The 20,117-nt window shown below is 75.3% G+C and carries 17 protein-coding genes and 1 pseudogene; 8 read left to right on the forward strand and 10 right to left on the reverse strand.

The features are described from left to right. Nucleotides 1–240 precede the first annotated feature (240 nt). Nucleotides 241–1,647 carry a PP2C family protein-serine/threonine phosphatase gene (locus AC230_RS12240; RefSeq protein WP_049716173.1) on the reverse strand — a complete coding sequence of 469 codons (1,407 nt, stop codon included), beginning with the start codon at nucleotides 1,645–1,647 and terminating at the stop codon, nucleotides 241–243. Between the two features lie 326 nt (nucleotides 1,648–1,973). Here AC230_RS12240 and AC230_RS12245 point away from each other — a divergent pair, with 326 nt between their 5' ends. The 3 genes from AC230_RS12245 (at nucleotide 1,974) to AC230_RS12255 (ending at nucleotide 4,217) form a co-directional block, all read left to right on the forward strand. Further along, the gene (locus tag AC230_RS12245) at nucleotides 1,974–3,401 is read left to right on the forward strand and encodes a hypothetical protein (protein ID WP_049716174.1); all 1,428 of its coding nucleotides are present in this window, start codon (nucleotides 1,974–1,976) and stop codon (nucleotides 3,399–3,401) included. A gap of 74 nt (nucleotides 3,402–3,475) precedes the next feature. Next, nucleotides 3,476–3,688 carry a DUF5302 domain-containing protein gene (locus AC230_RS12250; protein ID WP_049716175.1) on the forward strand — a complete coding sequence of 71 codons (213 nt, stop codon included), beginning with the start codon at nucleotides 3,476–3,478 and terminating at the stop codon, nucleotides 3,686–3,688. A gap of 115 nt (nucleotides 3,689–3,803) precedes the next feature. After that, on the forward strand, nucleotides 3,804–4,217 hold the full coding sequence (locus AC230_RS12255; RefSeq protein ID WP_049716176.1) for a hypothetical protein: 414 nt from the start codon (nucleotides 3,804–3,806) through the stop codon (nucleotides 4,215–4,217). 55 nt (nucleotides 4,218–4,272) lie between these two features. Here AC230_RS12255 and AC230_RS12260 read toward each other — a convergent pair whose 3' ends face one another. The 3 genes from AC230_RS12260 to AC230_RS31955 all read right to left on the reverse strand — a co-directional run bounded on the left by AC230_RS12260 (nucleotide 4,273) and on the right by AC230_RS31955 (nucleotide 6,150). Then, nucleotides 4,273–5,178 carry a hypothetical protein gene (locus tag AC230_RS12260; protein WP_157868560.1) on the reverse strand — a complete coding sequence of 302 codons (906 nt, stop codon included), beginning with the start codon at nucleotides 5,176–5,178 and terminating at the stop codon, nucleotides 4,273–4,275. 111 nt (nucleotides 5,179–5,289) lie between these two features. Continuing rightward, the gene (locus AC230_RS12265; protein ID WP_049716178.1) at nucleotides 5,290–5,502 is read right to left on the reverse strand and encodes a DUF6233 domain-containing protein; all 213 of its coding nucleotides are present in this window, start codon (nucleotides 5,500–5,502) and stop codon (nucleotides 5,290–5,292) included. 519 nt (nucleotides 5,503–6,021) lie between these two features. Next, nucleotides 6,022–6,150: a DUF6126 family protein gene (locus AC230_RS31955; RefSeq protein ID WP_107082120.1), complete on the reverse strand. Its 129-nt coding sequence runs from the start codon at nucleotides 6,148–6,150 to the stop codon at nucleotides 6,022–6,024. Nucleotides 6,151–6,435: 285 nt separating this feature from the next. Here AC230_RS31955 and AC230_RS12270 point away from each other — a divergent pair, with 285 nt between their 5' ends. Then, nucleotides 6,436–8,502: a glycosyltransferase family 2 protein gene (locus AC230_RS12270; RefSeq protein ID WP_241833198.1), complete on the forward strand. Its 2,067-nt coding sequence runs from the start codon at nucleotides 6,436–6,438 to the stop codon at nucleotides 8,500–8,502. A 765-nt stretch (nucleotides 8,503–9,267) separates the two neighbouring features. Here the strand turns inward: AC230_RS12270 and AC230_RS12275 are convergent. Then, the gene (locus AC230_RS12275) at nucleotides 9,268–10,299 is read right to left on the reverse strand and encodes a glycoside hydrolase family 6 protein (protein WP_053161146.1); all 1,032 of its coding nucleotides are present in this window, start codon (nucleotides 10,297–10,299) and stop codon (nucleotides 9,268–9,270) included. Between the two features lie 114 nt (nucleotides 10,300–10,413). Continuing rightward, nucleotides 10,414–11,475 carry an ATP-dependent DNA ligase gene (locus tag AC230_RS12280; RefSeq protein WP_049716179.1) on the reverse strand — a complete coding sequence of 354 codons (1,062 nt, stop codon included), beginning with the start codon at nucleotides 11,473–11,475 and terminating at the stop codon, nucleotides 10,414–10,416. 52 nt (nucleotides 11,476–11,527) lie between these two features. Here AC230_RS12280 and ligD point away from each other — a divergent pair, with 52 nt between their 5' ends. The 3 genes from ligD (at nucleotide 11,528) to AC230_RS12295 (ending at nucleotide 14,511) form a co-directional block, all read left to right on the forward strand. Next, nucleotides 11,528–12,550, forward strand: a complete 1,023-nt coding sequence (gene ligD, locus AC230_RS12285) for a non-homologous end-joining DNA ligase (protein WP_049716180.1) — start codon at nucleotides 11,528–11,530, stop codon at nucleotides 12,548–12,550. A gap of 124 nt (nucleotides 12,551–12,674) precedes the next feature. Beyond that, a complete protein-coding gene (locus AC230_RS12290) occupies nucleotides 12,675–13,082 on the forward strand; it encodes a hypothetical protein (protein WP_049716181.1) in 408 nt (135 codons plus the stop codon). A 229-nt stretch (nucleotides 13,083–13,311) separates the two neighbouring features. Next, nucleotides 13,312–14,511, forward strand: a complete 1,200-nt coding sequence (locus tag AC230_RS12295) for a hypothetical protein (RefSeq protein ID WP_049716182.1) — start codon at nucleotides 13,312–13,314, stop codon at nucleotides 14,509–14,511. A 6-nt stretch (nucleotides 14,512–14,517) separates the two neighbouring features. On the opposite strand, the gene AC230_RS12300 is transcribed toward AC230_RS12295, so the two are convergent. Continuing rightward, nucleotides 14,518–15,522, reverse strand: a complete 1,005-nt coding sequence (locus AC230_RS12300; RefSeq protein ID WP_049716183.1) for a DUF6528 family protein — start codon at nucleotides 15,520–15,522, stop codon at nucleotides 14,518–14,520. A 91-nt stretch (nucleotides 15,523–15,613) separates the two neighbouring features. Beyond that, nucleotides 15,614–16,023 (reverse strand): annotated as a pseudogene (locus AC230_RS12305) (nuclear transport factor 2 family protein). Nucleotides 16,024–16,115: 92 nt separating this feature from the next. Between AC230_RS12305 and AC230_RS12310 the strand changes: the two are divergent. Continuing rightward, nucleotides 16,116–16,661: a TetR/AcrR family transcriptional regulator gene (locus AC230_RS12310; protein ID WP_049716184.1), complete on the forward strand. Its 546-nt coding sequence runs from the start codon at nucleotides 16,116–16,118 to the stop codon at nucleotides 16,659–16,661. Between the two features lie 124 nt (nucleotides 16,662–16,785). Here AC230_RS12310 and AC230_RS12315 read toward each other — a convergent pair whose 3' ends face one another. Beyond that, entirely contained in the window at nucleotides 16,786–18,309 is a 1,524-nt protein-coding gene (locus AC230_RS12315) for a DUF6777 domain-containing protein (RefSeq protein ID WP_049716185.1), read from the reverse strand. 59 nt (nucleotides 18,310–18,368) lie between these two features. Beyond that, entirely contained in the window at nucleotides 18,369–20,018 is a 1,650-nt protein-coding gene (locus AC230_RS33655) for a serine/threonine-protein kinase (RefSeq protein ID WP_053161135.1), read from the reverse strand. Nucleotides 20,019–20,117: the final 99 nt, after the last annotated feature.

Here is a 20,117-nt window from a genome sequence, read left to right on the forward strand (position 1 = left end):
TGGCCTGAGCGGTGGTGCGGGGAGGGGCCGCGCGCCGGGGCCCGCGGCTCACGGCACGGCCGGTACGGGGCGGCCGGCCCCTGGGCGGCCGGCCGCCGGGAGGGATTGGGCCCCGCCTGGTCACGCCAGGCCGGGACGGAAGGCGCCGCGGGCCACGGTGAGGCGTGCCCGGGAGGCCCCGGGAGGCATGGCCGTGCGACGGCCGGCGCACCGGGGCGGCGCGCCGGCCGCGTGGCCGGGTCAGCCGCCGACGCGGGCCACGAGCACGCAGGCGTCGTCCTGCCGCCGCTCGCCGTTCCACGCGTCCAGGACGGAGCGCACGCACTCCTGGGCGCTGCGCGCCTCGGAGAATCGGTCCGCCAGCCCGGGCAGCAGGTTCGACCCGGCGCAGGCGTCGGTGTGCAGCAGGAGCACATCCCCGGGCCGCAGTTGGTCCTCGGCCTGTTCATAGCGGGCGTCGGGGATGGCGCCCAGCAGGACGCCGTCGGGGCGCGGCAGCGGGCGGGCGGTGCCCCCGCGGAAGAGCAGCGGCGCCGGGTGCCCGGCCTGGGCCCAGTGCAGGACGCGGGTGCGCGGGTCGTAGCGGCAGCAGACGGCGCTGCCCCGGGCGGGCTGCGCGGAGGTGTCGAGGAGCTGGTTGAGGCAGCCCATCAGCCGTCCCGGCTCGGTGCCGGTCAGGGCCATGCCGCGCACGGCGCCGAGCAGCACGGCCATGGTGGAGGCGGCGGCCACGCCGCGCCCGCTGAGGCCGCCGGCGCCGAGCAGGGTCCGGCCGTCGGGCAGCGGCAGGGCGTCGAACCAGTTGCCGCCGACGGCCGCGCCGTCGGCGGCGGGGAGGTAGTGCCCGGCGACGTCGAGGACGCCCGGGGCGCCGGCGTCGCGCGGCAGGTGCAGCGGGCCCTGCCAGGCCGGGAGCACGGCCTCCTGGAGCCCGGCCGCCAGCCGGCGCTCGGCGCGGGCGAGATGGCGGTGGTGGTGCAGGGAGTGGCCGGAGGCGGCCACGGCCTCGCGGCCGCGGTGCAGCGTGGTGACGTCCCGCAGGACGGCCCACATGGCGGCGGTGCAGCCGTCGTCGTCGAGCACCGGTTCGCCGCGCATGTGGACCGTGCGCGGGCCGTCGGGGTGCACGATGCGGAACTCGCCGTCGATCGGCTTCCCGTCGACCAGGCAGTCGGTGACGAGGGCGGAGAGCAGCTCCCGGTCCTCCTCGACCAGGCAGGAGGGCAGCTCGTCCAGGGTCAGGGCGCCGTCGCGCGGGGAGCGGCCGAAGAGCCGGAAGAGCTCCTCGGACCAGGTGACCTCGTCCGTGAGCAGGTTCCACTCGGCGCTGCCGGTGAGGCCGGCGCCCGCCGCGGGCTCGGGCGCTGCGTCGGGCGCGGCGGGCAGCGGCGGCCCGTCCCGGAGCTGGCCGAGGCGGGCGCCGAGGTCGTCCAGCTGGTGGGTGGCGAGGTCGCACAGCGTGCGCTGCCAGCGGCCCAGCGGGTCCTCGGGGCCGTGCGAGCCCTCGGTGCCGCGCCGCACGGCGTCGATGCCGCCCCGCAGCCGCCGGGTCTGCGAGATGAGCTCGTCGACGACCCCGGCGGGGGGGCCGCCCGGGGCGTGGTCCGCTGGGAACTCCGCGGGGGAGGCAGATGAAGGGGACGGCATCACGTACTCCGTGGGGGTGCGGGCGCGACCGACGCCGGTCGGGCCCGCGGGCGGCCGGGAGGACTGCGTGACGACTCTTGCACAGTGGGCGACTGCCCGTAAGGCGTTTGGCCATACCCGATTCGGTGGTGACGACGGAATATGCCCGAGGCGTGAGGGGGCATATCGGGCAGGGGGGTGGCGGAACGGACGACTCCGGGTAGGCTGCGGGCGCTCGGTCCGCCGAGTTCCCAGTTCACCAGGCATAGCCCCGGTGGACACCGGCAAGAATGCCGGACGACGGAAATCCCGTTGCCCCGCCGACTCCCGCACCGGATGCTGACCTCATGTTCGATCCAGACATAGCGCCCAGCGGCACCCTGCTCGGCCTCCTCCAGCGAGGCCGCGGCGACGGGACTCTGCACGCCCTCGCGGCGCCGCGGGACGAGGCGCTCGCGGCGCTCGACCAGTGCGTCCGGCGCGACCCCCGCCACGACTGGCAGGTCGAGAACCGGTCCCTCTACTACGCGCGCCTGTATCTGGATCTGGCCGGCGGCCTGGACGGGATCGAGGAGCACCTCTTCGACCCCGACGACCTCCTCGACCCCGACGAGGGCCGCACCGGCCTCGCCCTGGCGGTCCTGGGCCACCTCGCCTCCTACGGCCGTGAGGACGCCCTGCTGCTCCTCCGCCGCTACGCCGCCACCGGCGGCAACTGGCGCTGGGCCCTGGACGAGCTGGCCCTGCGCGACGACGACACGGCCCTGGCCGCCCTCGGCGAGCGGATCGTCGGCCGTTTCCCCCGTACTCCCGAGGGCGAGGCGCAGCTCGCCGCCGCCGTCCGCGACGCCTTCGAGCCGCGCCCCTGGCGCATCTGGGCCGACGACCAGCACGCCCCGGCCACCGCCGCCCGCGTCCGCGCCGCCCAGGAACAGGGCGCCTTCGACCGCTGGCAGCGCCAGCTGCGCCCCACCGGCCCCCGCCCCGGCTGGAGCGTGCGCGAAGTGCTCGAGTGGGCCCAGGAGGGCCTGGCGCTGCACCCCGTCCAGCCGCGCCACGGGGCCGGTGCCCGCTGCCTCAACGCCGTCGCCGGCCCCGAGGACCGGCTGGAGATCATCGAGGCCGCCGCCTTCGGCCCCGAGGCCGCCCGGGCCACCGCCCTGCGCTACCTCGCCGAGCACGACGACCCCCAGGCCCTCGACCTCATCGAGGCCGCCGCCGCCGACCCCTCCACCCTCGTCGCCGAGGCCGCCGTCACCGCCTTCGAGCGCATGCGCGGCCCCGCCGCCCTGGAGCGCGCCCGCCTCTGGGTGCACCGCACCGACGGCCTCGGCGCCGCGGCCGCCGGCATGCTCGCCTGCCGGGGCGCCGAGTACGACGCCGCCCTCGTCCTGGCCGCCCTCCGGCGGACCGTGCGCACCGAGGGCCCCGACGCCCCCGTCCTGTGGGACCTCGTCGACGGCACCGGCCGGCTGGCGATCCGCTGCGCCGCCCCCGTCCTGCGCCACGTCTACCGCGAGACGTCCTCGTCCCACCTGCGGGGCCGCGCCGCCCGCGCCCTCGCGGCGACGGACCCGTCCTTCGCCGCCGGCTTCGCCGTCGAGTGCCTGTGGGACTGCGAGGAGACCACCCGCGAGCTCGCGGCGCGCCACGCGACCACGGCGGACGCCCGCGTCGTGGACCAGCTGCGCCGGCTCGCCGCCGACCCGGCCGAGGAGACGGAGGTGCAGACGGCGGCCGTCGACCGCTTCCGCCCCGACGCGACGGCGATCTGACCGGGCCCGTACGGTTCCGCCGCGCCCGGTCTGTGCCAAGCTGTGGCGAACACCGCTAGGCGCAGGAGGTATTGATGCCCGAATCGACGCCGGGGGATCAGGGTGGCACCGAGGCCGGGGCGACCCACGAGGACGAGGTGAAGCGCAAGTTCCGTGAGGCGCTGGACCGCAAGCGGGGCCGGCCGGCCGACGCCGTCGTCGGCGCCCGGGGCCAGGAGGGCTCCAAGGTCCACGGCACCCATGGAAAGGCGGGCGGGCAGCGCTCGTTCCGGCGCAAGAGCGGCTGAGGAGCCCGGGCGCCCTGCTGGGGTGGTGCGGGATGTGCCGATAATGGTGTTTGCTCCGCGGCCGTGCGCCGCGCGGCACCCGACAGACAATCAGCACCGAACACAGGGGGCGTCGATGAAGAGCGAGCAGCAGCACGAGGGACGGAACCGTGGGCGCCTGGCCCGCCGGTTCTCCGCCGTCGTGGCTCTGGCGCTGGGTACCGCTCTGCTGGCCGCGCCCGCCGCGTCGGCCGTCAGCGCACACCCGTCGGCCCGTACGGCACAGCACGCGACCGTGGCGGCCGCCGGCACGCAGACCCGCGGCACGGCCGCCGCGTCGCAGGAGACGGGCGAGCGGCAGGTCGCACCGGTCCGGCACGCGGACGCCGACGGGGTGACGCTGGCGAAGGAGAAGAAAAAGAAGAAGGGCTTCTTCAAGAAGCTGGGCATCTTCCTGATCGTCCTGCTGATCATCCTCATCCTGATCGTCGTCGCGATCGTCTGGCTGATCGTCCACTTCGTGCGCAAGGCGTTCCGGCGCCGCTCCTGACAGCGCACGTCGACGCGAGGAGGGCCGCCCGCGGGCGGCCCTCCTGTGTGTGGTCTCAGCCGGTGCGGGCGACCCAGGCCAGCGCGAGCCAGGGGGTGAGCGCCGAGCCGATCGCCAGGCTCCAGCCGGTGCCGGTGTCCGGGAAGCCGGTGAGCAGCGGGACGACGAGCAGGGCACCGCACACCAGCAGCAGCGCGGCCGGCAGGTGCACCCACGGCTCGAAGCGCCGGGTCTGGGCGACGGCGGCCTCCCGGCGGTGCATGGCGACGGCCGTGCTCAGCCCCGCGGTGAGGGTGAGGATCCAGATCAGGGGCAGCGCGATGAGGCGGCCGACGGTGGACGAGATGTCCTTGTCCACGGGCGGGCGTACGCCCAGGTCGGGGCGGCTGGGCGCGTACAGCAGCTCGATGGTGCGGCCCTGCGCGAGCTCGCCCTGGGTGCGGACGCCCTCGACGGTCACCTGCCGGGGGCCGGAGTCGAAGGGGACGGTGACGACGATCGTCGAGCTGAACTCCTCCACGTCGTCCGTGCGCGCCCCGGTGGTCTCGGGCTGGCCCACCACCTTGGCCACCCGCAGCTCCCGGGTGTGCCCGCCGGCCCGGCTGACCTCCGAGAGCCACTTGCCCTCGGCGCCGTCGGGGCCGACGCCCTGGGTGAGCGCGGCGGCGCTGGTCAGGGCGATGCCGAAGCCCAGGACCCAGCACAGCGCGCGGGAGCGGGGCGGCTCGGGCCAGGGTTCGTAGCGCCTGCGCCAGGTCTTCCGCCGCAGCCTGGCCCGCCGCTGCATGCGGACCAGCACGGAGGCCAGGATCCAGAACAGGCCGCACACCGCCGTCGCCGCCAGGAACCACGGCAGTTCGGACTTGAGCGGGAACCCGCGGTCGGGGACCGCGCCGAGGAGTACGGTGACGTACCCGACGAGCACCGTCGCCCACCCGGTCAGTCGCGTCCCTGCCCTCATGCCCCGCTACCCCGCCCACCATCTGATGATCTTGACGTGGAACAGGGTAGTTGGTGCGCCCCGGACGCCCGTAGGGTGGGCCGGGGGGGCGAGGGGCCCGGTCGAGGGCCCTCAGGCGTAGGGGGCGAGGAAGCGCTCCGGCTGGCAGGCGTCGCAGGGCCGGACGTCGTGGGTGGCCATCTGCACCCGCGCCTCGGCGGTCGTCAGGGTGGCCTCCCCGCCCTTGGGCACCCAGCACCCCGCGTGGTGCAGCTCCTGCAGGACGCCGCCCGAGCGGCGGTGCAGGGTGACCGGCCAGATGGCGTCCTCGAAATCGGGGCGCATGGTTCGGCGATGGGAAATATGTGTTTGTTCGGAGTCTCCCGAGAGGCGTTTGAGTACGAGGTCGCGGACCCAGTCGTGCGGAGAACGGCCCACTCGGTGTGCCGCTGCCTCAATACGGTCGAGTTCGTCCGGGGTGAACAGCTCTTCCATGACGGGCGACAGTAGCAGCGGAAGGAGACGGTCGCCCCCGGTTCGGGGGGATGGATCCGCAGTGCTGACCTGCGAGTTGACCAGGGTGTACGGTGCGCCTCGGCATGTGCCCGCGGCCGCTCCGCGCATGACCCGGGGCTCCGCGCGCCGGCCACTCCAATGGCATAGGACAGACGTGTATTCGGGGTCGGGGCCGGGACAGCCGCGCCCGGATTCCGCGATTCCCGGTATCACCTGTCCTCGTGAATGCGATACCGCTCGGCGGCGCGGAGGAAATACGGGACACGCGGAATTCCCCGTCGATATGGGGCGATTGGGGCAGATTTCGGGAAAGCGCCCTGCTGTGGTGTGCCCGGCCCGTTGTCGCGATCAGTGCGAGGCGTGCGAGCCGAGATAGAAGAGCAGCCAGATGAAGGCGGCCAGGAGGTGTCCGAGGACGATGTAGATCAGCACGCGCCAGATGATCGCCTTCTGGGCGTATTTCTCGTCGTCGCTCACCGTCGTACCGCTCTCCTGTCGCGAGGCGCCCGGGCCCGCACCGGCGGCCGGCCGTCGAACGCCATCCGCTCATCGTAGAACACCGCGCCGGGGTGGCGCCGGGCCGGACGGTGGCGTCCGAGATCACCGATGACCTCCGGGGCTCCTGGGCGTTGTACGTCGATGTGTGGGCCATGTGGGTGATGCAGAGGCGTGTCCGGTGAAATTGTCACATGATCGTAGGTCCGTTTTGTTAGTTTATCTCCGCTCTTTCCCGTTCGTCCGTGCACGGTTGGGGGTGTGGTGATGGCGGTTCCTGCACGTGAGGCCCGGCGGGCGGCTCGCAAGAAGGCCGCCGTCGCGCGGGCGCCCGGCGAAGGGGACGCCGTCCGGCTCGACGGCGGAACCCCCCCTGCGGAGACGGTGGATGACGTCACGTCAGATGTCGGTGAGCCTGGGGGCGGGCCGGCCGCTCAGGGGGAAGCCAGGCCGGACTACGACTACGCGACCTTCAGCAGACTCGCCGGCGAGCTGACCGAACCGCCCCCGGGGGTCTACCGGGTGCGCTACCGCCGGCTCGTCCGCGGCGGACCGCGCGGTCAGGTGGCCGCGCTGCTGCTGGTGACGGCGGCGCCGCTGTTCTCCCTGGCCCTGCTGGTGTGGCTGATGCTGCCCGAGCACTGGACGGCCCGGCCGTACATCAGCGGCTGGGAACGCGCCGGGGACCTCGTGCTGATCGCCTCCATCGGCCTCATCGAGACGTTCCGCCTGGTCAACGTCATCTCCAACGCGCACGCGACATGGGTGGCGCGGGATCCGGTGCCGGTGCGGCCCCAGCCGGGGACCCGCGTCGCGTTCCTCACCAGCTTCGTGCCCGGCAAGGAACCGCTCTCCATGGTCCGCGCCACCCTCGAAGGCGCCGTCCGCGTCCAGCACCGCGGGGTGCTCGACGTCTGGCTGCTCGACGAGGGCGACGATCCCGAGGTCAAACGGCTCTGCGAGCGGCTGGGCGTGCGCCACTTCACCCGCAAGGGCATCGAGCGCTGGAACCAGCCGTCCGGCTGCTTCCGGGCGCGCACCAAGCACGGCAACTACAACGCCTGGCTCGACGCGCACGGCGACGACTACGAGTTCATGGCCTGCGTGGACACCGACCACGTGCCACTGCCCAACTTCCTGGAACGGATGCTGGGTTACTTCCGGGACCCCGACGTGGCGTTCGTCGTCGGGCCCCAGGTGTACGGCAACTACACCACCGCCGTGACCAAGGCGGCCGAGAGCCAGCAGTTCCTCTTCCACGCGCTGATCCAGCGGGCGGGCAACGCGTACGGCGCGCCGATGTTCGTCGGCACCAGCAACTGCGTCCGGGTCGGTGTGCTCCGCCAGATCGGCGGCCTGTTCGACTCCATCACCGAGGACATGGCCACCGGCCTGGAGATCCACCGGCGCCGCAACCCCGCGACGGGGCGGCGCTGGCGCTCCGTCTACACTCCGGACGTCCTCGCGGTGGGGGAGGGGCCCTCCTCCTGGACCGACTTCTTCTCCCAGCAACTGCGCTGGTCCCGGGGGACGTACGAGACGCTGCTGCGGCAGTTCTGGCGGGCGGTGTGGAGCATGTCGCCGGGTCGGGTGCTCAACTACTCGCTGATGGTGGCGTATTACCCCATGGCCGCCATGAACTGGGTGCTGGGCGTGCTGTCGTGCGTGCTCTTCCTGGGGCTCGGCGCGGCCGGAATCAACGTCGAGTCGCAGGTGTGGCTGATGCTCTACGGGGACTCCGCGGCGCTCCAGATCGGGCTGTACGTCTGGAACCGCCGGCACAACGTCAGTCCGCACGAGCCGGCGGGGTCCTCCGGGACGGCGGGCATGCTGATGTCCGCGCTGTCCGCCCCCATGTACGCCCGTTCGCTGGGCGAGGCGCTGCTGCGCCGGCGCTCGCGGTTCGTCGTGACCCCGAAGGGGGATTCCGCGAGCCCGGACCGGGTGGTGACCTTCCGCACCCACTTGACGTGGGCGGTGGTGCTGACGCTGGCGCTGGTCGCGTCCGTGGTCTTCAGCCATGTGCATACGGCGATGCGGGTGTGGGCGTTGCTGGGGCTGGCGACGACGTTGTTGCCGTTGGCGGTGTGGCAGGGGGAGGTGCTGGCGCAGCGGAGGAGGGGGGTGGTGGGGATGGGGGCTTCTGAGGTCCCTGGTGCGGCTGGGGGGGCTTTGGGTGGGGGCTCGGGGGGGTGCGATGCGTCTTCTGACGCGTCCTCCGAGGGGGCTTCCGAGGGGGCTTCCGGTGGGTCTTCCGGGGCCGCCGGTGCCGCCGATGTCTCGGGGGGTTCCGGGGGGTCGGCGCGGCCGGTGGGGGAGCGGACGGCGGTGTGAGACGGGTGTGCCGTGGCGGGGCCACGGGGGTTTTCTCCCCGCCCCGCCCTTTCACCGTTTCCCAGGGGCTGCGCCCCTCCCCCCACACCGCGCTCCGCGCGGTGGGCGGGGGCTGCGCCCCCTGCACCCCCGGTCGCGGCTCCGCCGCGCGTGGCGGGGCTTCGCCCCTGCGCCCCAGCGGGGGCTGCGCCCCTTGCGCCCCCACCGGCGGCTGTGCTCCCTGCGCCCCCACCGGGGGCAGCGCCGCCCCGCACTCCCTGGTCGCGGCTCCGCCCGTGGCGGCGGGATATCGCCTCTGCGTCCCGGCGGGGGCTGCGTCCCCTCTGGTAGCGGCTCCGCCTGTGGGTGGCAGGCTTCGCCCGGCGTCCCAGCGGGGCCTGCGCCCCTGCTGTACCAGGGGGGGGTCGCCCTCTGCGCCCCCACGGGGGCTCTGCCGTCGCCTCACCGGGGGCCGTCCCCCGTAGCCCCTGGTCGCGGTCCCGCCCGCCGCGGCGGGGTCTGCGCCCGCACCCACCGGCGGCCGCGCCCCTGACCTCGCCGGGGCCTCGCCCGCCTGCACCCCAGCCGGGGCTTCGCCCACCCTGCATCCCCGACGGGGGCTGAGCCCCTCTGCATCCCAGCCGGCGCTTCGCCTCCCGCATCCCCAGCCGGGGCTGAGCCCCCCGCACCCCCAACCGGGGCTTCGCCCCCACTTCCAACGGGAGCTTCGCCCCCGCACCCGGCCGACCGCGCCCACGCCGCCGGCCCCTCGACCGCCCGACGGGATCAGCCCGTGGGCGGCGTGGTCGCGAGGCTCAGGGCGTAGGGTGCCCACCAGTGGCCGGCTGGGGGGGCGCCTCGGCAGGAGCCGTCGGATTCGCCGGGGCGTTTCACCCATACCAGTGCATCGACGAGGGGGTCACCCGTGACGGTGGTGGGGGGTGTGCCGAGGGCGCGGCCGGGGGGGTTGCACCAGGATTCGGGGTCGCCGGCTTGTGGGGGGAGGGGGCCGTTGCCGTTGCGGCTGGTGTCGATGACGTAGTGGGCGCCGCCGAGCAGGGCGGAGAGCCGGCTCCCGTAGGCGCGGGTGACCGGTGTCGTGTGGAAGTTGGAGACGTTGAGGGCGAAGCCGTCCGCGTCGCCGACGCCGGAGCGGCGGAGCAGGTCGGCCAGGAGCCGCTGGTCGGAGATCCAGCCGGCGTTGCCCGCGTCGAGGTAGACCGACGTGCGGGGCAGCGACTTGAAGGTGCGGACGGCCTCGGCCAGGAGGGCCGGCCGCTCCCGGGCGGCCTCGGCGGGGGCGACGCAGCCGGAGGCCAGGTGCGCGACGGCGTCGGGTTCCAGGACGACCCAGGCGCGGCGCGGGCCGATGCCCGCCGCGGCGCGGGCGACCCACCTCCGGTAGGCGTTCGCGTCGGGCGCCCCGCCGGAGGAGTACTGGCCGCAGTCGCGGTGCGGGATGTTGTAGGCGACCAGGAGCGGGACGCGGCCGGCCCGGGCCGCCTGGCGGGTGACCTGTCGCGCCTGGTCGTAGGGGTCGTCGCCGGTGAGCCACACCGCCGTCGGCCGGTCGGAGATGCGGTGCAGGGCCTCCGCGTCGGCCTCCCGCCCGCGCTCCTGCCAGACGCGTGCCTGCCGGGCCGCGAAGCCCTGGGGCTCCACCCAGAACGGCGACGGCGCGGCCGTACCGGCGTCCGTGACGTCCGTGGCGTCCGCGGCGGCGGCGAAGATCGGCAGGCACATCGTGCCCGCGCTCGCCAGCAGGACGGCGCCCCGCCGGGCAGCGAGGAAAATGCGGGCCGTACGCGGCCGGTGCATGGACTCCACCCTTCACCTGGGCAACAGGGGTCCGCACCAGCCTCGAATATGGCGGGTCGTCAGGTTTTGTTTTGCTGCGCCGGACGGGTCGGGCACTGTGCCGTCCGGGGGAGTTCAGCCGCCCAGGACCTCCGCGAGGTCGTAGTTCACCGGCTCCTCCAGCTGCGCGTAGGTGCAACTGCGGGGCTCGCGGTCGGGGCGCCAGCGGCGGAAGCGGGCCGTGTGCCGGAAGCGGTCGCCCTGCATGTGGTCGTAGGCCACTTCACAGACCCGCTCCGGACGCAAGGGGAGCCACGAGAGGTCCTTCTTGCCGCTCCACCGGCTGGGGCCGCCCGGCAGCCGGGACGCCGCCTGGGCCTCCGCGTCCGCCCAGTCCTCCCAGGGGTGGCCCTCGGCGGTGGGCATCCGCAGGGGCGCCAGTTCGTCCATCAGCTCACGGCGGCGCTTCATGGGGAACGCCCCGCAGACGCCCACGTGCTGGAGCCGCCCGGCGTCGTCGTACAGGCCCAGCAGCAGCGAGCCGACCACCGGGCCGCTCTTGTGCGGGCGCAGGCCCGCGACGACGCAGTCGGCGGTCCGCTCGTGCTTGACCTTGACCATGACGCGCTCGCCCGGGCGGTACGGCAGCTCCGGCGGCTTGGCGACGACCCCGTCCAGGCCCGCCCCCTCGAAGTGCTCGAACCAGCGGCGGGCCTCCTCCAGGTCGTAGGTGACGGGCGCGGTGAACACCGGGTCGCCGGCGCCGCGCAGCGCCTCCTCCAGCGCGCCGCGCCGCTCGCGCTGCGGCGTCCCCAGCAGCGCCGCGTCCCCCAGGGCCAGCAGGTCGAAGGCGACGAACCCGGCGGGGGTGGTCCCGGCCAGGTGACGCACCCGCGAGGCGGCCGGGTGGATCCGCTCCAGCAGCGCGTCGAAGTCCAGGCGGCCGCCGCGCGCGAGCACGATCTCGCCGTCCAGCACGCAGCGCGCGGGCAGGCGCTCGGTGAACGCGGTCACCAGCTCGGGGAAGTAGCGGGTCAGCGGGCGTCCCGAGCGGCTGCCGATCTCCACCTCGGCACCGTCCCGGAAGACGATCGCCCGGAAGCCGTCCCACTTGGCCTCGTACTGCATGCCCGGGGGGATCGCCGCGGCCGGCCTGGCCAGCATCGGCTCGACGGGCGGCATCACCGGAAGGTCCATGATCCCGATTGTCCGGCGGGCGGCCCGGACGCGCAGAACCTAGCGTGGCCGCATGGCAGAGACCCTGGAGATCGAGGTCGGCGGGCGGACGGTACGGCTGTCCAACCCGCACAAGGTCTACTTCCCGGAGCGCGGCTTCACCAAGTACGACGTCGCCCGCTACTACCTCGCCGTCGCCGACGGCGTCCTGCGCGCCCTCCGCGACCGCCCCACCACCCTGGAGCGCTACCCCGACGGCGTGACCGGCGAGTCCTTCTTCCAGAAGCGCGCGCCCAAGAACCTCCCCGACTGGATCCCGACCGGCCGGATCTCCTTCCCCAGCGGCCGGTACGCGGACGAGATCTGCCCCACCGAACCCGCGGCCGTGCTCTGGGCCGCCAACCTCGGCTGCCTCACCTTCCACCCCTGGCCCGTGCGCCGCGACGACACCGACCACCCCGATGAACTGCGCATCGACCTCGACCCCCAGCCCGGCACCGGCTACCCGGACGCCGTGCGCGCCGCCCTCGCCCTGCGCGACGTCCTCGACGGACTGGGCCTGGCCGGCTGGCCCAAGACCTCCGGCGGCCGCGGGCTCCACGTCTTCGTCCCCATCGCCCCGCGCTGGACCTTCGTCCAGGTGCGCCGCGCGGCCATCGCCGTCGCCCGCGAACTGGAGCGGCGCGCCCCGGACCGCGTCACGACCGCCTGGTGGAAGGAGGAGCGCGGCGCCAAGGTCTTCGTCGACTACAACCAGACCGCCCGCGACCGCACCATCGCCAGCGCCTACTCGGTGCGCCCCCGGCCCCGCGCCACCGTCTCCGCGCCCCTGCGCTGGGACGAGCTGGACAGCGCCCTCCCCGAGGACTTCGACATCGCCACCATGCCCGCCCGCTACGACCGGCTCGGCGACCTGCACGCCGCCATGGACGACCACCGCTGCGCCCTGGACGCCGCGCTGGAACTGGCCGACCGCGACGAGCGCGAGCACGGGCTGGGGGACCTTCCGTACCCGCCCGAACATCCCAAGATGAGGGGTGAACCGACGCGCGTCCAGCCGAGCCGGGCGAGGAAGCGGCCGGATGGCGGAGCCTGATGCTCGGCCGAACGGCGGTGTCCCATGGGGGCGTTCACTCACTTGTCCCCGTTTATGGGTGGATCGACCGTGGAACTTGGGCAATTGCCCTGTTCCACCTCGCACACCACGTACAAGGAGTTCCATGTCCAGGACATTCGTGAACCGCGCCGGACGCCTGACCGCGGGCGCGCTCGTCGTCGCGGCCCTCGGCGGCTCGCTCTTCGCCGCGCAGGCCCAGGCCCAGGCGTCGCCGGACGCCCCCGGCCGTCCCATCGGCACGGTCAACGCCCTCACCGGCGTCAACGAGCGGATGCATCCGAGCACCGACTCCTCCGTGCGCGGCGTCCTCAGACACCGGGTCCAGATCGGACTCCGCTGCAAGGTCCGCGCCCAGGACGTCTCCGGCAACAACCTCTGGTACCAGCTGCGGGACCGCAGCACCTGGGTGACGGCCAAGTACATCGACGGCGCCGGGGACGTCCCGTACTGCCGCAGCCTCACGCGCAGCGCCGTCGACCAGAGCATCGAGTCGCGCAACGCGATGGGCTGACCGCCCCGTTCGCCGGCGCGCGGGCCCCGTCCGGAACCCCGGGCGGGGCCCGCGTCGCGCCGGGCGGGGACGAGGGGGGTCCGGGGCCCGCACGCGGGGAAGACACCGTACCGGCGTCGAGTGCGGTGGCGGCGCCTACAGTTGCCTCAGGTACCGCACGTGACGTGGGATCCGGCACCGGGCACCACGCAGGGCGCGAGCACTCGAACCGTCCGGAAGGAAGAACGCGTTGGACCACGTGACCCATGGCTGTGTTCTGTTGCTGGACGGCACCCCCGACCGGCGGCGGGGCCTGCTGCCCAATCCGACCGCCCACGCCGTCGCCGGCGCCCGGCCGCGCGGATTCCTCGCGGCGGGGACGGCCGACGTGGTGCAGCTCCCCGCGATGGCCGGGCCGCAGAGCGTGCTGGTCCACCTCCGGGACGCCGCCACCGTCCCCGGGCCGCTGCTGGTGTGGGTCACCGGTCACCTGATGGTCCCGGCCCGCAAGGGCCAGGAGGTGCACCTGGCGCTGCGCGAGAGCACCCCGGCCACCGTCCGCTACAACGGACTGCCCTGGGAGTGGCTCCTCCGGGCCCTGCGCGAGCACGCCGGGCCCACGCTGCTCGTCGTCGACGCCGAGGCCGACGACCGGGCGTGGCCCGCCGTCGCCGCCGCGGCCCAGGACGGGCGGCTGACCGCGGACGTGCCGGTGTGCGGCGTCGTCACCCCGAGCCCGGAGCGGCCGCTCGTGGAGGCGGGACCCTACACCCGGGCCTTCCTCACCGCGCTGAGCGTCGGGAACCCCGCCGGAGGGCCCGCCCTCGACCCCGCGCTCGTGCACCAACTCGCCCTCGGCCAGGCCGCGTTGCCCGACCGGGCGCTGGCCCTCCAGCGCGGGGCGGCGGGGGACGTCCTGGCCAACCCGGCGTACGCGCGGGCCTCCGCCGCACCGGCCGTCCCCCCGGAGCCCGTCGCACCGCCACCGCCTTCCGCGTCCGCGGCCGGGGAGCCGGTGCGGGACGCCGTCCCGCTCGCGCGGGAGGAGGACGCCCTGCCGCGCATCCTCGCCGCCGCCAACGCCGGGCGGCACAACGAGGCGGCCGCCATGGCCGCCGCCTGGGAGCAGCAGGTGCTGCGCCGGCACGGTCCGCAGAGCGCCGAGGCCGGGCTGTGGATCGAGGTCCGCGCCGACCTCGCCCGGCTGGCCGGTGACCATCCCCGGGCGGCCGAACTGTGGATGTCCGCGGCCGCCAACCGGCTCGCCCGCAGCGGCCCTTCGGACCGCGAGGCCGTCGCGGCGCTCAAGCGCGCCCACTACTGCTGGCAGCACAGCGGCGAGCGCGCTCCCCAGCTCGCGCCCGCGCTGCTGGCGCTGTGGGAGCAGGTGCCCGGGAACCCGGACGCCGCGGCCGACGTGCGGGCGCGGCTCGCGGCGGCGACGGGCTGAGCCGCGTCAGTCGCGGCGGGACGTCCACCAGCGCGCCTTGTACATCGCGCCGTGCAACAGACGCCTCGTGCCGTCCGGTTGATAGAGCGTCAGGACCGAGGTGCACCACGGGCACGGGTGGCCGGTCTCGGGACGGGCCACGAGGATCTGGCCCGTGGCCGGGTCGTCCCCCACGCTCTTGACGCCGGGGGCGCTGATCCGGGAGCGCAGGGGGTAGTCGACGAAGCCGTGCCGGGCGGTCGCGTACTGGTACACCGCCGACCCGGTCGTCACCCACAGGCGGCCGCGGTGGCCGAGGACGGGGGCCAGGTCGTGGCCGTTGCGCGTCGGGAGCGCCGTGCGGTGGGCGACCGTCAGCTCCGGGTCGTCGGGCGGGCCGCCGACGCGCAGGGCGAGCAGCTCGCGCCCGCCGAGCGCCCAGAGGAGCCCGGTGCCCGGGTCCCAGTGCACACCGTGCGCGCCGGGCAGCGGAACCTCGGTGTGCCAGGTGGCGCGCTTGCCGGTGGACGCGGCGTACACGCGGACGTAGCCGCCGGTGCTCGCGGCGACGGCGACGTTGCCGTCCGGGAGGAGGTCGATGCTGTGGGCGTTGCCCGTGCCCGTGTCGGCCGCCCAGTAGATCTCGCGGCCGGGGTAGCCGACGACGGCGGCCAGGCCGCCCGAGGCGGTCGCCAGGAGGTAGCGACGCCCGTCCAGCGTGCGGAGCTTGGCCTCGCTCGGGTTCTTCCAGGACGAGGCGGGGTTCAGGTCCGCCAGCTCCTCCAGACCGTCCGCGCTCCAGGACCACAGCACGCCGCCGCCCCGGGGGTCGCCGGTGTCCCAGGTGCGCTGGCTCGCCTTGAGGACGTGGACGGAGCGGGTGGCCTGGTCGGCGGTGGCGATGGGGGTGGGGGAGGCGCGGCGCTCGGGGCGTGCGGGGCCGCTCGCCCGTGCCGTTCCGTCGGCGGCGGTCAGGGCGGCCGCTGTGGCGAGGGCGACCGCGAGCGCGGTGAGGAGGGGGAGGCGGGGCACGGCGTCAGGATGCGGGCGGGGGGTGGGGCGGGGGTGCCGCGACGCGCGTGGTTGCGGCGAAAGAGGGAGGCGCCGCCGGGGACGCCCCGGGTCACGGCAGGGCTATGCGGCGGGACTCCGGGGAGATGGGGACGTCGTTGACACTGGCGTGGCGGCGCCGCATCAGGCCGTCCTCGTCGAACTCCCAGTTCTCGTTGCCGAGGCTGCGGTACCACTGGCCCGTGTCGTGTACCACTCGTACGCGAAGCCCACGGCGATCCGGTTGCCGGTGTACGCCCAGAGCTCCTTGCGCAGGCGGTAGCCGTGCTCGCGGCGCCACTTGTCGCGCAGGAAGGCGACGATCGCCGCGCGGCCGGTGAGGAAGACGTCGCGGTTGCGCCACTCGGAGTCCTCGGAGTAGGCGAGCGCGACGCGTTCGGGATCACGGGTGTTCCAGGCGGCCTCGGCGGCGCGGACCCTGGCCAGGGCGGTCTCCGCCGTGAAGGAGGGGAGAGGGGGCATGGGGGACCTTCCGGGCAGGGGGAGAACGTACGTTCTCCGTGGTGTGCGGTAGCGTATGAGAACGATGGTTCTCGCGCAAGGAGTTGGCCACGATGGAGACGGTGGAAGCCCGCGTCCTGGACGCGGCCGAGCGGCTCTTCTACGGCCGGGGCCTCCAGGCCGTCGGCATGGACGCGATCCGGGCCGCCTCGGGCGTGTCCCTCAAACGGCTGTACCAGGTCTTCTCGTCGAAGGACTCCCTCGTCGAGGCGTACCTGCGTCGCCGCGACCACCGCTGGCGCGCCGCGCTGGAGCGGTTCGCCGAGCAGCGCCCGGCCGGGCGCGAGCGGATCCTCGCCGTCTTCGACTGGCTCCACCAGTGGTTCCAGGAGCCCGACTTCCGGGGCTGCGCCTTCGTCAACTCCTACGGGGAGCTGGGTGCCGGGCACCCCGGAGTGGCGGAGGCGGCCCGCTCGCACAAGGACGCCTTCCGCGGCTACCTGGCCACGCTCGTCGCGGGCGCCGGCGCCGCGGAGGCGTTGGCGGACCAGCTCGTCCTGCTCGCCGAGGGCGCGATCACCACGGCGGCGATCTCCGGCAGCCCCGAGCCCGCGCTCCACGCCCGGGAGGCGGCGCGGGCCCTGCTGGCCGCCGGCTGACGCGGCGGCGGGCCGCCCGCGGTCCGGGCCGCGAGGACGGTCCCTCCGGGGACCGTCCTCGCGCCACCGGCGTTCGCCGTCCGAGGGGTGGTCTTCAAGCAGGGCGGTCTTCCGAGGAGTGGTCTCAAGTCCCCGTGCGGCGGGGCGGGTTCGCCGGCTGCCCGCCGGTGCTCTCGCCGCGCTCCGGGTGGGACCGGTGCTGTTCCGACGGGGTGTGCTCGGTGCGCGGCACGGGGGCGTGGGGGACTTCGTAGGCGGGGGAGTGGGCGGACGGGTGGGTGGCGGGGGCGGATTCACGGGCGGGGGAATGAGCGGACGGACGGGCGGCGGGGCCCGAATCGTCGGCCGGGGTGCGCGGCGGGGGTGTGTGCCGGCCGGTGGCCGGGGGCGGGTGTGATGAGCCGGTGTCGGCCGAACTGCCGCCGTGGGACGGGGACTTGCTGTAGGAGTCGCCGTCCGGGGGCGGGATCTTGGGGGACGGCCTGCGGGACGGTGCGGCCGTGGGGGCGGGGCGGGAGGACGGTGCCTCCGTGGACGTCCCCGGCGCGCGGGTTGCCGGTGGCGCCGTCCGCCGCGATGAGCCTCCCGGGGACGGGCCTCCCGCGGATGAGCCTCCCGCGGACGACGGCCCCGACGAGGACCCGCCCGGGGACGACGCTCCTGACGACGACCTGCCCGCGGACGACGATCCCGACGAGGACCTGTCCGGGCTCGAGACTCCAGGCGCCGACCTGTCGGGGCTCGACGCCCCCGACGCCGACCTGTCCGGGGAAGGCGCCCCCGACGAGGACCCCGGCGACGACGGACCTTGCGACGGGCCGCCCGGTTGCGACGGGCCGCCCGTCGCAGGGGACGGTGCCGGCAGCGGCACCGGCCGGGAATCCCGCTTTCCGTCGTCGCCGACCTCGCGCTCGAAGCCCTTCCCGCGGTCCTGCACGTCCGCCAGCGGCAGGCGCTTCATCGGCCCCTGCGCCTCGGGGCGCGGCTGGACGACGGTGACCACCGCCGCCGCGAAGCCCTCCCAGCGCGTCCCCTCGTACCGCGCCTTGCGCGCGTCGACCCCGGAGTCCGGCTGCCGCAGCGGGTTGCCGCAGTTGCACTTGACGGCGGGCTTGCCGTACGCGTCCACGAGCACCGCCATGCCGGCCTGGAGGACGGACTGGTAGGAGCGCGTCACGCCCCCGCCCACGTAGTTGTGGTTGGTGACGAGGGTGTCGTGCAGCAGGACCACCGCCGTCAATCCGGTCACGTGCCGCTCGATGTCCTGCTCGGGGATGCCGCGGGCCTTCGACCACGCCCGGGCCTTCTGCGGGTCGGCGGCCAGCTCCTTGAGGAGCTGGGCCTTGTCGCACCGGGTGGCCTGGCGGGTGCCGCCGAACGCGCCGGGTGCGGTGGCGTCCGTCCGCCCGCCCCCGCCCGCCGAACTGACGCCGCGCACATCGGAGTCGGGCGCCTTGAGGAACGGGGCGTCGCCCGGGTTGCCGACGCCCTCCAGCGCGACGGTCGCGTCCCCGCCCTTCCCGCCCGGACCGTCCGACGACGAACAGGCGGTGAGCGCGGCGGTCGCCAGCGCGGGGACGGCCAGCCAGACGACGACGGTCCGGCGCCGTCGTCGTGCCGCCTGGGATCGGGCGGGTTTCGGTCGCATGCGCACCCCCGGGTGAGCGGAACGTTCGGCAGCGGGTCGGGCGGAAGGAGTCGGTGGCGTCAGTACGGGCTGCACGTCGAGACCCAGCCGCCCGGGCAGGGCGCGGTGGCCTCGGGGGTCTCCTCGGACGCCGGGGCCGGCGCGCGCGTCGAGGGGGCGGAGGCCGGGCCGTCCGAGGCGCTCGCGGTGGTGGCGGGCGCGGGCGACGCCGACGGGCTCGACCCCCCGCCCGCGGGGCCCGGACCCCCGCCCCCGTGGTCACCGGCGGACAGCGCCGCCGCGATCCCGCCGCCCACGATCAGCACTGCCAGCACGGGGGCGACGAGTCGCCGGGCGGGGCGGCGGCCGGGCCGGGGGACCGGCGCCCCCGGGAACGGCGCCCCGGGGAACGGCGTGGCGCCGTGGGCGTGAACCGGGTCCGGACCTCCCGGACCTCCCGGGCCCGCCCGGAATCCCGCCGGCTCCCCCGGATCCGCCGGGAACGCCGTGGGGGTCGGGGGCGTCGGAGGCGTCCCCGCCGAAGGGGCGCTCGGGGGCCGGACCCCGTACGCGGGAACCGTGGGGGCCGTGCCCGCCGGGTGGTGGGCCCGGGGGCCGGGGGGCCACGCTCCGTGGGCGGTGGGCCCGGGCTCCCGGTCCGCGCGTCCCGCCGGGGCCGGGGCTTGCGTGCCCGGGGGCGAAGTCCCCTTCCCCGCCGCGCCGTTGGGGGAGACGGCGGGAGACGGGTGCGGTGGCGGTACGTACGTCGGCGTGCGGGCCGGATCAGGCCCCGCGCCCGCGTCCGGCTCCCGGCCGGGAGGCGCCGCCGCCCCCACGTCCGGGAACGTCGGCACGTAGCCGGAGGGCCGGCCGGGCCGGTCCGGGGGTTCCGGCGTCCGCCCCGACGCGACCGCGTCCAGGAGCCGTTGCGCCTGCGCGGAACCCATGCGCGTGTCCGGGTCCTTGACGAGGAGGCCCTCCAGGAGGGGGGCCAGGGGTCCGGCGCGGTGGGGCGGGGGCGGGGGGGCGTGGACGACCGCCTGGAGGGTGCCGAGGGCGGAGGTGCGGTGGAAGGGGGAGACGCCCTCGACGGCGGCGTAGAGGGTGGCGCCCAGGGACCAGAGGTCCGAGGGGGTTCCGGGGCGCCGGCCCAGGGCCCGCTCGGGGGCGAGGTAGTCGGGGGAGCCGATCACGTCGCCGGTGCGGGTGAGGGTGCCCGTGCCCTCGACGAGGGCGATGCCGAAGTCGGTGAGGACGACCCGGCCCTCGTCCTCCAGGAGCACGTTGCCGGGCTTGACGTCGCGGTGCAGGACGCCCGCCGCGTGGGCCGCGCGCAGCGCCCCCAGGACGGCGGACCCGACCCGGGCCGCCTCCCGCGGGTCGAGCGTGCCCTCGTGCTCCAGGACGTCCGCGAGGGACCGCCCGCGCACCAGCTCCATGACGATCCACGGGCGGCCCTCCTGCTCGACCACGTCGTGGACGGTGATCACACAGCGGTGGGCGATCCGCGCGGCGGCCCGGGCCTCCTGGACCAGCCGCGCGTACAGCACCCGGACGTCCGCCTCGCGGACGTGCTGCGGCGCCCTGACCTCCTTGACCGCGACCTCGCGGCCGAGCACCTCGTCGAAGGCGCGCCAGACCACTCCCATGCCGCCGCTGCCGAGCCGGGCCACCAGCCGGTACCGTCCGGCCAGCAGCGGGGCCCGCCCGTCCCCGCCGTCCGTGTCCACCGCCGTCCGCCCCCGTCCCGCACCTTCGGGCCACACCGGCTGGGACGTGACGGCCCGCGCGGCCGTTCCCCTTTTCCGGGACGATTTCTCCGGGACGAT

It is taken from the genome of Streptomyces caatingaensis (assembly GCF_001187435.1).
Taxonomy (GTDB): Bacteria; Actinomycetota; Actinomycetes; order Streptomycetales; family Streptomycetaceae; genus Streptomyces; species Streptomyces caatingaensis.

Coding starts and splice junctions, on each gene's coding strand:
- AC230_RS12240 (WP_049716173.1), bottom strand. CDS start 1,647: ATGCCGTCCCCTTCATCTGCCTCCCCCGCGGAGTTCCCAGCGGACCAC.
- AC230_RS12245 (WP_049716174.1), top strand. CDS start 1,974: ATGTTCGATCCAGACATAGCGCCCAGCGGCACCCTGCTCGGCCTCCTC.
- AC230_RS12250 (WP_049716175.1), top strand. CDS start 3,476: ATGCCCGAATCGACGCCGGGGGATCAGGGTGGCACCGAGGCCGGGGCG.
- AC230_RS12255 (WP_049716176.1), top strand. CDS start 3,804: ATGAAGAGCGAGCAGCAGCACGAGGGACGGAACCGTGGGCGCCTGGCC.
- AC230_RS12260 (WP_157868560.1), bottom strand. CDS start 5,178: ATGAGGGCAGGGACGCGACTGACCGGGTGGGCGACGGTGCTCGTCGGG.
- AC230_RS12265 (WP_049716178.1), bottom strand. CDS start 5,502: ATGCGCCCCGATTTCGAGGACGCCATCTGGCCGGTCACCCTGCACCGC.
- AC230_RS12270 (WP_241833198.1), top strand. CDS start 6,436: ATGGCGGTTCCTGCACGTGAGGCCCGGCGGGCGGCTCGCAAGAAGGCC.
- AC230_RS12275 (WP_053161146.1), bottom strand. CDS start 10,299: ATGCACCGGCCGCGTACGGCCCGCATTTTCCTCGCTGCCCGGCGGGGC.
- AC230_RS12280 (WP_049716179.1), bottom strand. CDS start 11,475: ATGGACCTTCCGGTGATGCCGCCCGTCGAGCCGATGCTGGCCAGGCCG.
- ligD (WP_049716180.1), top strand. CDS start 11,528: ATGGCAGAGACCCTGGAGATCGAGGTCGGCGGGCGGACGGTACGGCTG.
- AC230_RS12290 (WP_049716181.1), top strand. CDS start 12,675: ATGTCCAGGACATTCGTGAACCGCGCCGGACGCCTGACCGCGGGCGCG.
- AC230_RS12310 (WP_049716184.1), top strand. CDS start 16,116: ATGGAGACGGTGGAAGCCCGCGTCCTGGACGCGGCCGAGCGGCTCTTC.
- AC230_RS12315 (WP_049716185.1), bottom strand. CDS start 18,309: ATGCGACCGAAACCCGCCCGATCCCAGGCGGCACGACGACGGCGCCGG.